The following is a 14961-nucleotide window of genomic DNA, read 5'->3' on the forward strand; positions in this document are numbered from 1 at the left end:
GGCGTCGACCGGGTCCTGCACCACGGCCAAGCCGCCGCAGCGGCGGATCGCCGCCAGCCCCGCCGATCCGTCGTCCAGCATCCCCGTCAGCACCACGCCCACGACTCGCCGACCATGCGCGATCGCCGCCGATCGAAACAACGGGTCGATCGCCGGCCGGGACAGGTTCTCGCGCGGCCCGAAGCCCAGCCTGACGTGCCCGTCGACGATCAGCATGTGCGATCCCGGCGGCGCGACATACACGCGCCCCGGCACGATCGCCTCGCCGTCATGGGCCGCGGCGACCGGCAACGGCGATAGCCGGTCGAGCAGTTCCGGGATCGTCGATCGCATTCCCGTCGGCAGATGAGTGACGATGAAAACACTGGCGGGCAGGCCCGCGGGCAGCGCGCCCAACAGTGTCTTCAAAACACTCAGCGATCCCGCCGAGCCACCGACGACCACGATGTCGTGACCGGTCTCGCCCTGACCCGGCATCACGCCAGCCAGCCACACCCGGCCTGGGTAGCGCCGTCTCCATCGCCGCCGGACTCGCCGTCCCGGCGTGCGGCTTCGGCCCGGTCTTCGTAAGCGAAGGCGAGCACCCGGTGCGCGTCGCGCGCAACACCCGGCGACGCACGCAGCGCCGCCATCTTTTCCTGTGCGGCACGTCGCAGCATGTACATCCTATCGTCTTCAGCCATGTCGCACACTCCCCAAAGCGGCTTCACGAGATTACGCCCCCAGACGCCAAAAGCGCTATCTTAAATCAGCGGCAATCACCGGACGTGGATATTTGTCGGTTTGCCGGGCGTATTCACCGAAATTTCGGGCCGCGACATAGCCCGGACGGCAAAGAAACGCGGTGATCCGCGAAGGATGACAGGCGTGGAGCAGACGGCGGATCTGGAATTGTGGGGCGGCGTGGAATGCACCGTCAACCGCGTCGGCGATCGCTTTCGCGATCAGCTGCACATGACCGGCCACCACGATCGGCCCGCCGATCTGGCGTTGTTCGCCCGATTGGGCATCCGCGCGCTGCGCTTTCCTGTCCTGTGGGAACGCGTGCTCACGCGCTCGGGCGATTACGACTGGACATGGACCGACGCGCGGCTGGCGGAGATCGCACGGCTCGGCATGCGCCCGATCGCCGGCCTGCTCCACCACGGCAGCGGCCCGGCGGACACCAGCCTGGTCGCCGAAGATTTCGTCCCCCGCTTCGCCGCTTATGCCGCGGCGGCGGCGCAGCGCTACCCCCAGGTGCGCGACTGGACGCCGGTCAACGAACCGCTCACCACCGCCCGGTTCAGCGCGCTGTACGGCGTATGGTATCCGCACGCGACCGATCGTGGCCAGTTCTGGCGGGCGGTGCTGAACCAGGTGGAGGGCACGATCGCGGCGATGGCGGCGATCCGTCGCCACATCCCCGACGCCCGGCTGATCCAGACCGACGATCTGGGGGAGACCTTTGCCGAACCGGCGTACCAGGACCGCGCCGATTACTACAACCACCGGCGCTGGCTGGCGTGGGATCTGCTCGCCGGCATGGTGACGCCGGGCCATGCCTTGTGGACCGAGGGGGTGGCGCTGGGCTTCGCGGATCGGCTGCGCGTGATCGCCGACGCCCCCTGCCCGCCGGACATCATCGGCGTGAACCATTATCTAACCAGCGACCGCTACCTGCGCGCGAGCCGGTCACCCGACGCTCCGGTCGAGGACATGGCCGCCATCCGCATCCTCGATCCGGCACCGGGCGGATTGGAAGCGGCAGTGCGTCAGGCGTGGCTGCGCTATCGCGTCCCCGTCGCCATCACCGAAAGCCACCTGGGCTGCACGCGCGAAGAACAGGTGCGTTGGGTCCAGCGATCCTGGGATATCGCGCAGCGCCTGCGTGGTGACGGCGTCGACGTCCGGGCGCTCACCGCCTGGGCGCTGATGGGCAATATGGATTGGGTCAGCCTCGTCACGAAGGATGCCGGCGCCTACGAATCCGGCGTCTATGACGTGCGCGGCGGCACCCCGCGCGCGACCGCGATCGCCCCACTCCTGGCGTCGCTGGCCGGACAAGCGGCGGTGCCGCCCCATGTCGATGCGATCGCGCGGCAGCCGGGCTGGTGGGAACGCGATGTGCGGCTGGAACATCCGCCGGTAGCGCTGCCCGCGCTGACCCGGATGGTGACGCACGATGCCGCCGCCGGGCGACCGATCCTGATAACCGGCGCAAACGGCGCGCTGGGGCGTGCGCTGACCAGCGCCTGCGCCCTGCGCGGCCTGCGCTATGTCGCCACCGATCGCACGACGATGCCGATCGAGGATGCGGATGCGGTGGCGCGGACGCTCGACCTTCACCGCCCCTGGGCGGTCGTCAACGCCGCCGGGTGGACCCGGATCGATGCCGCCGAGGACAACGCCCGCGCCTGCCTCAGCGCCAATCGCGACGGCGCGCTCGTCGTGTCGGCGGCATGCGCGGCGCGCGACGTGCATTGCACCATCGTGTCCGCCGACCTGGTGTTCGGCGACACCGCTGCCCCTTTCGACGAAGGCGCCGCCCCCGCCCCGCTCAACCTGTACGGACGCAGCAAGCAGGCCGCCGAAGACGGCGCACTTGAAGCCGGGGAACGCATGCTGGTGGTGCGCTCCGCCGGCTTCTTCTCCCCCTTCGACACGCGCAATTTCGCGATGCAGGTCGAACGGATGCTGGCCGACGGGCAACAGCTGCCGGCGTCGGCCGATCATGTGATGACGCCCACCTACATGCCCGATCTGGTCACCGCGCTGCTCGATCTGCTGGTCGACGGCGAAACCGGGCTGTGGCATCTGACCCACCAGGAACCGGTCAGCTGGCGTGATTTCGCGCAGGATATCGCGCGCGCGCTGGGGTTGAACGCGCGTGCCATCGTGTCCGCATCGCCCGAAGTGCTCGGATGGCGCGCGCCGCGCCCCCGCAACGCCGCGCTACGCTCCAGCCGCGGTCAGCTGTTGCCGCGGCTGGAGCATGCGATCGCGCGTCATGTCGGGGAACGCCGGCGGGCCGGCTGATCCCTCAATGGCTGGCGGTTTCTCCCGCAGCGCGCCGGGCGACATAAGCCAGTGTCAATTCGGCGTTGTGCGCGTCGACCCATTCCGCCATCCGCTGTTCCTCGCCGAGAGACTGCTGGAGCAGCGGCGTCCAGAGCGTGAAACTGCCCGCATCCGCCAACGTGATGAGCGATTTGTAGGCCGCGGCCTCGAAATTCTCGAACGCGAAATTGGCGAAGGTGTTCTTCAGGATTTCGTCCGGCGCAAAGACGTGGGCGATTGCGGCCATGTTACCGCTGAGGGCCAGCGTCATGTCCTTCAGCAGGGATCGCTGTTCACCGAACTCTTCGAGGATTTCCTCGAGCCGCAGGATCTGCTCTTCCGTCTCGCCACGATGAAGGCGCAGCTTGTCGGCGACTTGCGGATAATGCTCCAGATGATCGAGCTGCCGATCGATCAGACCCAGCGCCTGATGCTCGACACCGTGCGCATTCTTCAGTCCCGTGATAAAAACCGATTTGATGACGTCCTGGTGGGTCATGGTTCTTCCTTTCGTAAAGAAAAGGGGCGGCACCACCGGCGCCGCCCCGCCGTTCGTCAGGCGATCTGATCGGCCTGCGCGCCGCTGTCCGGCCGGGCGCGGCCCAACACCGGCTCCTCGCCCAGCGGCTCGTTACGGAACACGGTGAACGTGTCGCGGCCGTCCAGCGACGGCCCGGATGTCCAACGGCCCTCCGGAACCGATCCGTCCACCGACGTCGCGTAGAAATTGTAGTTGTTCGCCTGATCTTCCATCTCCTGCGGGAAGCTGTTCGGGATCGGCAGATTGCCGGGGACGCCGCCCAGTTCCTCGATCACCGACAGCCATTGCTGCTGGTGCATCGTGTCGCGTGCGATCAGGTAATGGAGCATCTTCTTCATGCCCTCGTCATGGGCCGCGTTGAACAGCCGCACCGCGAGCACGCGTCCCGTCGCTTCGGCCGCAACGTTGCAATACATGTCGGCGGCGATGTTGCCGCTGGCGTAGATGTTGCTCATGTTGAACGGCACGCCATCGGAATCCATTGGCATCGCGGCCAGTCCGCTCGACAGCAGGTTCTTGTGGATGATACCCTCCACCTTGTGCCGCGGATTCTCGCCGCCCATCACAGCGCCGACGATCGAGTCCTTGACGCCTTCTTCCTGCAGATGCGCCGGCGCCTTTTCCAGGTTCAGCGCGACTGCGTGCGCCAGCATCTCGATATGGCCAATTTCCTCGGTCGCGGTGTGCAGCAGCAGATCGCGATATTTGCTGACCGGGGATCGATTGCCCCAGGCCTGAAAGAAATATTGCATGCACACGCGAATTTCGCCCTCGACCCCGCCGATCGCCTGCTGAAGCATGCGCGCGAAGGCGGGATCGGGTTCGGTCACGGTGACGGGATATTGCAGCCGCTTGTCATGATAATACATGTCGATGTCTCCGGAGTGGAATGTCGCCGGCTTGGCTCCACTTCAAAGACGCGGACTAGTATCAAGGTTTCCATGTTTCGGGTGTAACCTGATAGAAATCAGGTAAAAACACGCTGGTCCCGAAACGAAGCCTTCCCCGAAATCCGATAGGCTGGCAGCAAGATTGTCCGCCGGCCTATCCGTCATTGACCTCGATCAACTCGCTGCCACGGAGCGCGTCGAAATCGCCGCACTCTGCTTTTCGTACAACCGGCGATAGGTTGCCAGCGCTTGTCCCACCACCTGGTCCATGTTGTAATAGCGATACGTCGCCAGCCGACCGACGAACACCACATCCTCTTCCGCCAAGGCCAGCGCTTCGTAGCGTTTGAACAACGCCTGGTTCTCTTCGCGCGGAATCGGGTAATACGGGTCGCCCTCGGCCGCGGGATATTCATAGGTGATGCTGGTCACCGGCGCGACCTGGCCGGTCAGATGCTTGTATTCGGTGATACGGGTGTAGGGCACCGCTTCGTCGGGGTAATTGACCACCGCCACGGGCTGATAATGCGGCTGGTCGACCGTTTCGTGGCGGAAGCGCAGCGACCGATACGGCAGTTTGCCGTAGCGATGCCCGAAATATTCGTCGATCGGCCCGGTAAATACCAATTTGTCGTACCCGATCTGCTCGACCACATCGGCGAAGTCGACGCCCAGCAGCAATTCGATGTTGGGGTGATCCAGCATCCGTTCGAACATCCGGGTAAACCCTTGCGCGGGCATCGCCTGGAACGTGTCGTTGAAATACCGATCGTCGGTGTTGGTGCGGGTCGGCACGCGCGCGGTTACCGCCTTGTCCAGCTCGGAGGGATCGAGGCCCCATTGCTTGCGCGTATAACCGCGAAAGAACGTCTCATAGAGTTCGCGCCCCACTGCGGAGACAACGACATCCTCGGACGTCTTGATCTCACCCACCGGCTCGGCGCGCGACGCCAGATAGGCCGCGGCGTCCTCGTCGGTCTTCAACTCCAGGCCGTACAGCGTGTTCAGCGTGGTACGGTTGATCGGAATCGGCACCTGCTTGCCCCGCACGTCCGCTAATACGCGGTGTTCGTAGGGGCGCCAATCGGTGAAGCGCGACAGATATTCGACGATATCGTTGCTGTTGGTGTGGAAGATGTGCGGGCCATATTGGTGGATCATCACCCCCGCGGCATCCAGCCGGTCATAGGCATTGCCGGCGACATGCGGGCGGCGATCGATCACCAGCACCTGATAACCGCCGTCCGCCGCCAGCCGCTCGGCCATCACCGCGCCGGCAAAGCCTGCGCCGACCACGACATAATCATAGCTTTTGCGCAACGGCGCCTTGCGCGCCAGGCGCTTCGCCGCGACCGCTTCATCGACCGCGGACAGCATCTCGGCTGCCGTCCGATCCCACGACATCACGTCCAGCAGGGCGTCGACCGGCTCCAGCCACGCCTTGCCGCCGCGCGACAAGGCCAGCGCCTCGTCGCAGCATTCGACGAACCGATCGACCCCGGCGGCGATCTTCACACCTTCCAGCGTGCCGTAATGGCGCGCCACGTCGATGATCGGAGTCGACACGACGGGGCGCCCCGCCGCCAGATATTCGGGCGTCTTGGTCGGGCTGATGAAGCGGGTCGCGTCGTTGATCGCGAACGGCATGAGCGCCACGTCCCACCCCGCCAGCGTCGCCGGCAGCTCGTCATACGTGCGCGGGCCGGTGTAGATCAGGTTAGGCCGCTGCGGCAGATCGGCTGCGTCCAGCTTGACGACCGGACCGACGACTTCGATCGTCCAATCCGGCCGCGCATCGGCGACCGCGGCGAGCAGCGCCAGGTCCATCCGCTCGTCGATCACGCCATAGAATCCCAGGCGCGGCTCCGCGTCGGCAGGACGCGCGGCGGACGCGCGGGCACGGCCGAAATGCGCGGTATCGACGCTGGAGGGGAACGGCCGAACGTCGGCGTGGCGCCCGCGCTTGGCCTCGTACAGGCTATAGCCGCCGGTAAAGACGACATCGGCCGCCTTCAGCAGCGCCGCTTCGCGCGCCAGCAATTCGGGCGGGGCGAAGCGGAACGCGGACAATTCGTCCATGCAATCGTAAACGGTGCAGCCTGCCTCCAGGTGCCCTGAAAAGCCGAACATCATCGGCGTATAATACCAGCGGATCGCCAGCCGCTCGCCCGCGACATAGGCGTCGAGGAGGGACTTCAATGCCGCGTCCCGCGCATCCTCGGCCAGTGCGTCGGGCAGGTGCGGCGTGACCACGGTGATATCGACGTCGCCAGCGGGTGCGCTCACCACATGCGGCTCGGTGCCGGCATCGAAGATCGGTTCTTCCCACACGATCACCCGGTGCGTCTGCGCGAAGCGGTGCATCAGATGCTGCGGCCGCTGGAATACGAACTGCCATCGCAGATGCGAGAAACAGAGCAGGACGGGCTTTGTGCCACGGGTATCGGCACGCGCGACGGGTGAGAAAGCTTTCATGGACGCTCCGCAGAAACGCCCTTCGACACCGTGCTTGGGGCTGCGGCGCGAAACTGGCGCTAACATCGACTAGGAATAGGAGAACATTCCGCGGCCGGTCCTGGTTCCCCAGCCTATCTGCGGAAGTGGCTGATACAGATTGATAACGGCCGCCCCCGCATCGTCTAGCATCAGCCGGTTCGAAACAGACGGAGCGGCCATGTCCCTGCCAGCCACCCAGCCCGATGGCATCGTCACGGCCCCCGTCGCGATACCGGTGACGGCACCTGCACCTGCACGCGCGGTCTTGCCGCTGTTAGCTGTCGGCATGCTGGCCCTTTCGGCGATCGTCTGGGGCCGCTGGGCCGCGCGCACGCCAGCGTTGCAACGCCGCACGCGCCAGCGCCTGTCTTGATCCTCCCCCCGATCCTCACCCCGGTCCTCCCCCTGCCGGACCGAAAGGAACCGCCATGCGCATCCATCATCTGAATTGCGGCACATGCTGCCCGGCCGGCGGCCGCCTGTTCGACGGCCATACCGTGGGCGCCAGCGCGCATCTGGTCTGCCATTGCCTGTTGATCGAAAGCGACGCCGGACTGATCCTGGTCGACACCGGCTATGGCACGCGCGACATCGCGGCGCCGCATGCGCGCATGTCGGATGTCCTGATGGCGCTGACCCGCCCGCAATTGCGGCCAGAGGAAACGGCGCTGGCGCAGGTCCGTGCGCTTGGCTTCGACGCACGCGACGTTCGCCACATCGTCGTCACCCACCTAGATTTCGATCACGCTGGTGGGATCGAGGATTTCCCGAACGCCACCGTCCACGTGACCGCGCGCGAAAAGGAAGTCGCCGACGAACGCCGCGGCAACGCCTTCGTGTCGCGCAAGCGCTATCGCCCGCAGCAATGGGACGAGGCGCAGGATTGGGCGCTCTATCCGATGGGCGGCGGCGAGCCGTGGTTCGGCTTCGACGCGGTCCGCGATCTGAAGGGCCTGCCGCCGGAAATCCTGCTCGTGCCCCTTGCCGGACATACCTGGGGACATGCCGGGGTCGCGGTGCGCGAGGATGGCGGACGCTGGTTGTTCTACGCCGGGGACGCGTATTTCCACCACGGCGAAGTCGGCGCACCGGCGCGCGAATGCCCCCCGGGCCTGCGAGCCTATCAAACGCTGATGGAAGTCGATCGCAAGGCGCGCCTCAAGAACCAGGCCGCGCTGCGTCACCGTTCGGTGATCCATGCCGCGGACATGCGCATGTTCTGCGCGCACGACGCCGTCGAGTTCGAATTGCTCGCCGGTCACAACCAAGGTTAGCGGACCGGGTTACTCGAGCGCGACAACCAGCCCCACGCACGCCAGCGCCAGAACCGCGCTCAGCGCGTGGATCGCCGACGGATAGCTGCACCGCTCTCCAGACGAAGGAAAGCGCAGCATGGCCTCGTCCTCTCCTGCCGCCTCGTATGTGCGGTCGGAGGCGAGGTTATGCCTGCCGCCGGTTGCTGTGCGCTGATCTAGGTTCCGAAACTCTTGACCAGCGACCCGCATACCAGTGCCCAGCCGTCGACCAGCACGAAGAAGATGATCTTGCATGGCAAGGCTATCGACGTCGGCGGCAGCATCATCATGCCCATCGCCATCAGGATGGCGGACACCGCCATGTCGATGACCAGGAACGGCAGCAGCAGCAGGAAACCGATCTCGAACGAACGGCGCAGCTCCGATATCATGAAGGCGGGGACCAGGGTGGTCAGCGGCGTCTGCGGCCGGGCCACCGGTGCGCTCTTGGCCAGCTTGACGAACAGCCCCAGGTCGTCGTCACGGACCTGCGTGAGCATGAACTTGCGGAATGGTTCGGTGGTGCGCTCGAACGCCTGCGCCTCGGTCGCCTTGCCTGCGGTATAGGGCTGCACACCCTCCCGCCACGCCTGCTCGAAGGTCGGCGCCATGACGAAGAAGGACAGGAACAGCGCCAGGCTCAGGATGACGGGATTGGGCGGTACGCCCTGCGCGCCTAGCCCGCTGCGCAACAGCGACAGCGCGACGACGATGCGGGTGAACGACGTCACCGTCATCAGGATGCCGGGCGCCAGGCTCAGCACCGTCAGCATCATGATGAGCTGGATGGCCTTGGCCGACAACGTCCCCTCGCCCAGCGCGACGGTCGCGCTCTGGGCCCAGGCCGCGCTGGGCGCCATCGTCAAAGCCAGCAACATGGCGGCGCGCAGCCATTTAGCCACGGAACCAATCCTCTTCCAACGAGGCACATAGCACCATGTCGCGCGATGGCTCCGCGCCCGACAACTCGTCGGTGTCGCGTGCGTTGGCTTGTGCGTCCGCCGCTTCTTCGGCGGCGCGCATGATGCGGGTTTCCAGGATCGTGGCGCCATCGGGGGCCAGCACGAACAGATGCTCGCGGTCGTCCCGGCGGACCAGAATGACGGAGCGCTTAGCGTCGATCTGGATACGCTCGACCAGTTCGACGCGGCGGTTGGTGCCGCCGCCGACCCGGCCGGGCAGCGCGATATCGTAACGGCGCACGACCCACAGCGCACCCGCCAGCAAGCCCAGGACGACGCCCAATCCACCCATCGTGCGCAGCAGCGCAACGACTTCCATCAGAAAGCGCCTCGCTTTACGATCGTGGTGATCTCCAGGGACATCACGTCCTCGTTCACCAGCACGCGCCCCTTGGCGACCAGCTTGCCGTTGACATAGACCAACGACGGATCGTCGTGGCTGCTGTCCAACGGGATCATCGCGCCGCGCCCCATGCGCAGGATCTGGCGGACCGGGATGTTGGTCGAACCCAGCACCACCGATATGTCGATGAAGATATCTTCGATCGCGGACATCGTTTCCCTCGTCGCTGCCCCGCGTTCTCACAGGGCCTTGATCGCTTTGTAGGAAAGAATTGCCGCCCCCCGACCGGACCCGGCACTTTTTGCCTAGAAAGGAAAGGACGGCGGCAAAGACGCGGCCGAACGAGGCACGATGCGATGGATCTCGACAATGCGGTAAGGGTGTCATCCTCGGGACTGCGCGCGCAGTCGCTAAGGATGCGGGTGATCGCGGAGAATCTGGCGAATGCGGATTCCGTCGCGCAAATGCCCGGCGGCGATCCGTATCGGCGCAAGGTGCCCAGCTTCCGCTCCGAAGTCGATCGGGTCACCGGTGCCAGTTCGGTCAAGATCGACCGCATCGACAATGACCGCAGCGACTTCACCCGCGTCTATCAGCCGGGCCACCCGTCGGCGGACGCCAAGGGCTATGTCCTGATGCCTAACGTCAACACGCTGATCGAGTCCGCCGACATGAAAGCGGCGCAGCGTTCCTACGAAGCCAATCTGAACGCGATCGAAGCGGCCAAGACGCTGACGATGCGCACCATCGACCTCCTGAAATAAGGATCATGCCCATGTCCATCGGTGCCCTCGACGCGGCCTCTGCTTATGGCCGCGCCCTCAACGTCGGCAAGGCCGGCGGCGGCGGCCTCGCCCGCCCTGTCTCCTCGCCCGGCGGCGGCGGGTTCGGCGAGATGATCGAACAGATGGTCGGCAACGCCGCCACGTCGATGCGCGCGGCCGAAGGCGCGAGTGCCAAGCAGGTCGCGGGCAGGGGCGACCTCATCGACGTGGTGACGGCGATGGGGGCGGCGGAAACCGCGCTCGACACCGTCGTCGCGGTCCGCGACCGAATGGTCAGCGCGTATCAGGACATCATGCGGTTGCAGATCTGATGACCGGCACCGACGTCATCGAAATCGCCCGTGCCGCGCTGGTCGTCGTACTGACGGTCTGCGGCCCCCTGCTCGCCACTTCGCTCATCGTTGGGCTCGTCGTCAGCCTGGTTCAGGCGGTCACCCAGATCCAGGAACAGACGCTCACGTTCGTGCCCAAGGTACTCTCGATGGGCATCGTCCTGCTTATGACGCTGCCGATGATGGGCCATGCGCTGGCGGATTTCACGCATCTGATCTCCGACAAGATCATCGCGGGCTGACATGGATCCTGCGCTGCTCGCCGCGCTGCCCGTCGACGCCAGCGCCTTCCTGCTGCTGTTCGGGCGGGTGGGCGCGGTGCTGATGCTGCTGCCGGTGTTTTCGGAAGATGCGGTGCCCAGCCGGGTACGGCTGATGCTGGCCTTTGGGATGACGCTGGCGATGTGGGGACTGTTGTCGCCGCAGGTGTTGCCGCATGCGCGCGATATGGATGCGCTGCCCGGCGTGCTGATCGTCGAAGTGCTGATCGGGCTCGGGCTTGGCATGCTGGTGCGGCTGATGTTTCTGGCGGTCGCGGCGGCGGGATCGATCATCAGCCTGCAGGTCGGCCTGACCTCGGCGATCATGCCCGATTCGATGCAGGGCGGCGCCGCGACCGTCCTGACGAAATTCCTGTCGGTCAGCGCCAGTGTGATGTGCATGGCCATGCTGGTCCACCATCAATGGATCCTGGCGATCGTGAAAAGCTATCAGACCTTTCCCGTCGGCGGTCTGCCGCCGGCGGGGGATTTCGCGCAGTTGGCGATCGCCACCGCGACTCGTTCGCTGGCGCTCGCGGTCGGGCTGGCGGCGCCGATGATCGTCTATGGGCTGGTCTTCAACGTCGGGCTGGGGCTGGCCGCGCGGGTCGCGCCGGCGATCCAGGTGTTCTTCATCGCCCAGCCGCTGAACCTGGTCGCGGGAATCGCGCTGTTCGCGGTGCTCGGCGGCGCCATGCTCAATGCCTTCGCCGCCAGCTTCGGCGCGTGGATGCAGACCGGCCTGGGCGGCTGACGCCGTGGCGGACAAGGACCAGAAGACACACGCCCCATCCGGCAAACGGTTGGCGGATGCACGGGGCCGGGGCGATCTTCCGACCGCCCCGGAAATGCGCCACGCGGCGATCTTCATCGGCGCGCTCATCGTCACCGGCAGCCTGGGGGTTCACGCGTTCGAACGGCTCGCGACGCTGATCGTTCGGCTGTGGGAACGCGCCGACGATTTCACCCTCGCCCCCGATGGCGTACAGAGCATCGTCACCGGCCTGTTCGCCGCCGTCGCCACCGCGCTGGCGCCGCTGTTCGCCGTGCTGGTCGTGCTCGCGATCCTGGCGCCGCTGACGGCGGGCATGCCGACCATCGCCTTTTCGCGGATCGCGCCCAAGTTCAACAAGGTCAATCCCGTCGCCGGCTTCAAACGCATCTACACGGTCGCCGCAATGGTCGAATTCGCCAAGACGCTCGCCAAGCTGGGCGTCGTCATCGCTGCCGTCGTCTGGGTCGCCTGGCCGCACGCCACCGCGCTGGATACGCTGGTCGGCGCGGATCCGGCCGAAGTCGGCCGAGCCGCATCCGGCGTCGTCGCGGCGGTGCTGCGCGCCGTCGCGATGGCGGTCGGGGTGATCGCCGCCGCCGATCTGATCTATCAGCGCCGCAAGTGGATCGCCAAGCTGCGCATGTCGCTTCAGGAATTGAAGGACGAGCACAAGGACAGCGAAGGCGATCCCAAGATCAAGGCAAAGATCCGCGCCATCGCCATGCAGCGCTCGCGCCGCCGAATGATGGCCGCGGTTCCCGAAGCCAGCGTCATCATCACCAACCCGACCCATTATGCCATCGCGCTGAAGTACGAACACGGCAAGACGGGCGCGCCGATCGTCGTCGCGAAAGGCGTCGACACGCTCGCCCTGAAGATTCGCGAAGTCGCCACTGCCGCCGGGGTCCCGCTGGTCGAAAACCGCCCGCTTGCGCGCGCACTCTACGCCTCGGCCGAGATCGATCGCCCGATCCCGATCGAACATTATGCCGCCGTCGCGGAGATCATCGGCTACGTCATGCGTCTGGCAAAGCGCAAGAAGGCCTGATCCGCAGCGCAGTCGAAGCGTCCGGCTGCACACCGTTCCGGCGCGCGTTCCACTGTGCACCGCAAATAACAAAGGGGGCGAACCGCGCGACGGTCGCCCCCTTTGTTCGTTCCCGGTCCGAACGTCTGTCAGTCCAGCGTCAACCCGCCGAGTGCCTCGTGCACCGCCGCCAGCCGCTGTGCCGCATCGAGCACCACACCCCCCCGGTCCCAGTGAATGTGGGCGTCACCGCCCGACAGCGCGGGATCGCCGACGACGCTGAGCGCCAACCGGCGGCGTTCGCCGGCCTGCCGTGCCGCGATCAGGCGCTCGACGTCCTCGACCATGTTCGGGGCGACCGTCACCTGGATTTCCTGGCCGCGCGCGACTTGACCCAGCACGCGGCCGATGGCGGCATCGATGGCCGCGCCCGGCGAGGCTTCGAACGCGCGGGCCGCCAGGAACTGGGCCGCGCTCAGCGCGACTTCGGCCGCGATCCGGGTGCTATCGCCCGCGATATCCTCCAATTGCGCGTCGACGCTCTCCACGGCGGCGTGCAACGCGTCGACGGCCGCGAGCAGCGCGGTCTCGCTCTCGGCACGGCGTTCCGCGATCGCCTCGTCATAACCCATCGCGCGCGCGCCGGCCGCGATAGCATCGCGGTCGTCGCGGGCCAGGGCCAGTTCGGCCTCCAGCACGGCGATGCGCACGCGCAATTCCTCGTGCGATTCGGCACGGGCTTCGCCGCCGCCAACTTCGAACACGCGGTCGAACGCATAGGGGCGGATGTGGAAGCTCTGGTCCATGATCCGCTCCTCAAACGATCATCGTATCGTCGGCCTTGGAATCGGCCAGCATGATCTCGCCCTGGTCGGCGAGTTGCTTGGCCAGACGGACCAGCGCATTCTGCGCTTCCTCGCAATCGCGCGAACGGACCGGGCCCATGCTGGCCATATCCTCGCGCATCAGCTTGCCCGAGCGTTCGGTCATCGTGCCCAGGAACAGCTGGCGGATGTGATCCGGCGCGCCCTTGAGCGCGAGAGCCATCTGCCGCTTGTCCGCCTGCCGCACGATCGCGGAGATCGCGCTCGGCATCAGCGTGCCCAGATCCTCGAACGTGAACATCAATGCACGAATACGCTCGGCGCTGTCCGGCCAATGCTCGTCGAGCGCGCCCAGCATCGCTTCCTCGGTCGTTCGGTCCATCGCGTTGAACACTTCGGCCATCGACTCGTGGGGATCGCGGCGTTGCGCACGCGACAGGTTGCTCATGAATTCGGAGCGCAGCGTGGCTTCCACCTGGAGCAGCACTTCCTTTTGGACGGTCTCCATCTTCAGCATGCGCTGGATGACGTCGGTGGCAATGTCCTGCGGCAATTGCCCGAGCACGCGTGCGGCGTGGTCGGGCTTCAGCTTGGACAGGATGACCGCGACGGTCTGCGGATATTCGTTCTTCAGATATCCGGCGAGCACGGTTTCGGACACGTTGGACAATTTGTCCCACATCGTCCGGCCCGCGGGGCCGCGGATGTCTTCCATGATCTCCTTGACGCGGTCCGATGGCAAGATGCCGTCGAGCAGCTTCTCGGCCGTTTCATACGAACCGTGGAGCGTGTTCATGCTGGTGACTTCGCCGGAAAACGCGATCAGCAGATGCTGCGCGACCGGCGACGGAATGCGTCCCAGAAGCGCGATCTGAGCAGACAGGTCCTTGATCTCGTCGACCGTCAGATGCTCCCAAATCGGTGCGCCGTGATCCTTGCCCAGGATCAGCATCAGCGCAGCAGCACGTTCGGAGCCCGAGTATTTCTTCAGCTCGGGCGGTTCTGCCACCATAATCGCCACTAGAACATCTCCCTGTGGAAGTCCGGCCTTAGGAATTCAGGCATGTTTGCACCACGGACGTTAACTTCTTCCTATTATAGAGGTGGAACGGCGGACCGGGTGTCCCAGCGAGGAAATGATGAGCAATGTCACCAACAGCCTTGTAGGACTCGGACTGCTGACCGGGGATTTCGGAGGGATGACCGCGCTGAGCAACGCGTCGGCCACCTTCGAATCGCGCGCACAACGTGCCGCAAAGGCCGCGTTCACCACACCGGAGTCGACACCCCCCTGGAAAGCCAAGGCGACGGCCGATTCCGAACCGGTTCAGGTTTCGAGAATCCGTGCGATGCGGACAGTCGTCGACAAGCCGTCCACCTTGGGCACTGGCG

General features: G+C 65.7%; 19 protein-coding genes. 9 read left to right on the forward strand and 10 right to left on the reverse strand.

Going from position 1 to position 14961, the window contains the following annotated elements:
- Together VF649_RS08790 and VF649_RS08795 are read right to left on the reverse strand one after the other, a co-directional pair.
- Positions 1–477: chemotaxis protein CheB (locus VF649_RS08790; RefSeq protein WP_331011583.1), on the reverse strand; the 477-nt coding region annotated here is incomplete at its 3' end.
- Complete coding sequence (locus tag VF649_RS08795) at positions 477–683, reverse strand: hypothetical protein (protein WP_331011584.1); 207 nt, start codon at positions 681–683, stop codon at positions 477–479. The genes VF649_RS08795 and VF649_RS08790, both read right to left, overlap by 1 nt.
- A gap of 184 nt (positions 684–867) precedes the next feature.
- On the opposite strand from VF649_RS08795, the gene VF649_RS08800 reads away from it, so the two are divergent.
- On the forward strand, positions 868–3018 hold the full coding sequence (locus VF649_RS08800) for an SDR family oxidoreductase (RefSeq protein WP_331011585.1): 2151 nt from the start codon (positions 868–870) through the stop codon (positions 3016–3018).
- Between the two features lie 4 nt (positions 3019–3022).
- Here VF649_RS08800 and VF649_RS08805 read toward each other — a convergent pair whose 3' ends face one another.
- The 3 genes from VF649_RS08805 to glf form a co-directional block, all read right to left on the reverse strand.
- Positions 3023–3574 carry a DUF892 family protein gene (locus tag VF649_RS08805; RefSeq protein WP_331011586.1) on the reverse strand — a complete coding sequence of 184 codons (552 nt, stop codon included), beginning with the start codon at positions 3572–3574 and terminating at the stop codon, positions 3023–3025.
- Between the two features lie 20 nt (positions 3575–3594).
- On the reverse strand, positions 3595–4449 hold the full coding sequence (locus VF649_RS08810) for a manganese catalase family protein (RefSeq protein WP_331011587.1): 855 nt from the start codon (positions 4447–4449) through the stop codon (positions 3595–3597).
- 195 nt (positions 4450–4644) lie between these two features.
- A complete protein-coding gene (glf, locus tag VF649_RS08815) occupies positions 4645–6945 on the reverse strand; it encodes a UDP-galactopyranose mutase (RefSeq protein WP_331011588.1) in 2301 nt (766 codons plus the stop codon).
- 199 nt (positions 6946–7144) lie between these two features.
- Here glf and VF649_RS08820 point away from each other — a divergent pair, with 199 nt between their 5' ends.
- Together VF649_RS08820 and VF649_RS08825 are read left to right on the forward strand one after the other, a co-directional pair.
- The gene (locus VF649_RS08820; protein WP_331011589.1) at positions 7145–7339 is read left to right on the forward strand and encodes a hypothetical protein; all 195 of its coding nucleotides are present in this window, start codon (positions 7145–7147) and stop codon (positions 7337–7339) included.
- 55 nt (positions 7340–7394) lie between these two features.
- Positions 7395–8240, forward strand: a complete 846-nt coding sequence (locus tag VF649_RS08825; RefSeq protein ID WP_331011590.1) for an MBL fold metallo-hydrolase — start codon at positions 7395–7397, stop codon at positions 8238–8240.
- Between the two features lie 197 nt (positions 8241–8437).
- On the opposite strand, the gene fliP is transcribed toward VF649_RS08825, so the two are convergent.
- The 3 genes from fliP to VF649_RS08840 are packed head-to-tail and all read right to left on the reverse strand — an operon-like array spanning position 8438 to position 9778.
- A complete protein-coding gene (gene fliP / locus VF649_RS08830; RefSeq protein ID WP_331011600.1) occupies positions 8438–9139 on the reverse strand; it encodes a flagellar type III secretion system pore protein FliP in 702 nt (233 codons plus the stop codon).
- 16 nt (positions 9140–9155) lie between these two features.
- Positions 9156–9542, reverse strand: a complete 387-nt coding sequence (locus tag VF649_RS08835; protein ID WP_331011591.1) for a flagellar biosynthetic protein FliO — start codon at positions 9540–9542, stop codon at positions 9156–9158.
- A complete protein-coding gene (locus VF649_RS08840; RefSeq protein ID WP_331011592.1) occupies positions 9542–9778 on the reverse strand; it encodes a FliM/FliN family flagellar motor switch protein in 237 nt (78 codons plus the stop codon). The genes VF649_RS08835 and VF649_RS08840 overlap by 1 nt, the downstream gene beginning before the upstream one ends.
- 144 nt (positions 9779–9922) lie before the next feature.
- On the opposite strand from VF649_RS08840, the gene flgC reads away from it, so the two are divergent.
- Genes flgC through VF649_RS08865 form a run of 5 tightly spaced genes read left to right on the forward strand, consistent with a single transcriptional unit; the run spans position 9923 to position 12766 of the window.
- On the forward strand, positions 9923–10330 hold the full coding sequence (gene flgC, locus VF649_RS08845; RefSeq protein ID WP_331011593.1) for a flagellar basal body rod protein FlgC: 408 nt from the start codon (positions 9923–9925) through the stop codon (positions 10328–10330).
- Positions 10331–10341: 11 nt separating this feature from the next.
- Positions 10342–10662 carry a flagellar hook-basal body complex protein FliE gene (locus VF649_RS08850; RefSeq protein ID WP_331011594.1) on the forward strand — a complete coding sequence of 107 codons (321 nt, stop codon included), beginning with the start codon at positions 10342–10344 and terminating at the stop codon, positions 10660–10662.
- Positions 10662–10925 (forward strand): flagellar biosynthesis protein FliQ, encoded by a 264-nt coding sequence (fliQ, locus tag VF649_RS08855; RefSeq protein ID WP_331011595.1) that lies wholly within the window; start codon positions 10662–10664, stop codon positions 10923–10925. The genes VF649_RS08850 and fliQ overlap by 1 nt, the downstream gene beginning before the upstream one ends.
- Before the next feature lies 1 nt (position 10926).
- On the forward strand, positions 10927–11697 hold the full coding sequence (locus VF649_RS08860; protein WP_331011596.1) for a flagellar biosynthetic protein FliR: 771 nt from the start codon (positions 10927–10929) through the stop codon (positions 11695–11697).
- Between the two features lie 4 nt (positions 11698–11701).
- Positions 11702–12766: a flagellar type III secretion system protein FlhB gene (locus tag VF649_RS08865; protein WP_331011597.1), complete on the forward strand. Its 1065-nt coding sequence runs from the start codon at positions 11702–11704 to the stop codon at positions 12764–12766.
- Between the two features lie 128 nt (positions 12767–12894).
- On the opposite strand, the gene VF649_RS08870 is transcribed toward VF649_RS08865, so the two are convergent.
- Both VF649_RS08870 and fliG read right to left on the reverse strand, forming a co-directional pair.
- Positions 12895–13551, reverse strand: a complete 657-nt coding sequence (locus VF649_RS08870) for a FliH/SctL family protein (protein WP_331011598.1) — start codon at positions 13549–13551, stop codon at positions 12895–12897.
- 10 nt (positions 13552–13561) lie between these two features.
- Positions 13562–14581, reverse strand: a complete 1020-nt coding sequence (fliG, locus tag VF649_RS08875; RefSeq protein WP_331011601.1) for a flagellar motor switch protein FliG — start codon at positions 14579–14581, stop codon at positions 13562–13564.
- Positions 14582–14708: 127 nt separating this feature from the next.
- Here fliG and VF649_RS08880 point away from each other — a divergent pair.
- A partial coding sequence (locus tag VF649_RS08880) for a hypothetical protein (RefSeq protein ID WP_331011599.1) occupies positions 14709–14961 on the forward strand: 253 nt, incomplete at its 3' end.

It is taken from the genome of Sphingomonas sp. (genome assembly GCF_036387535.1).
Taxonomy (GTDB): Bacteria; Pseudomonadota; Alphaproteobacteria; order Sphingomonadales; family Sphingomonadaceae; genus Sphingomonas_R.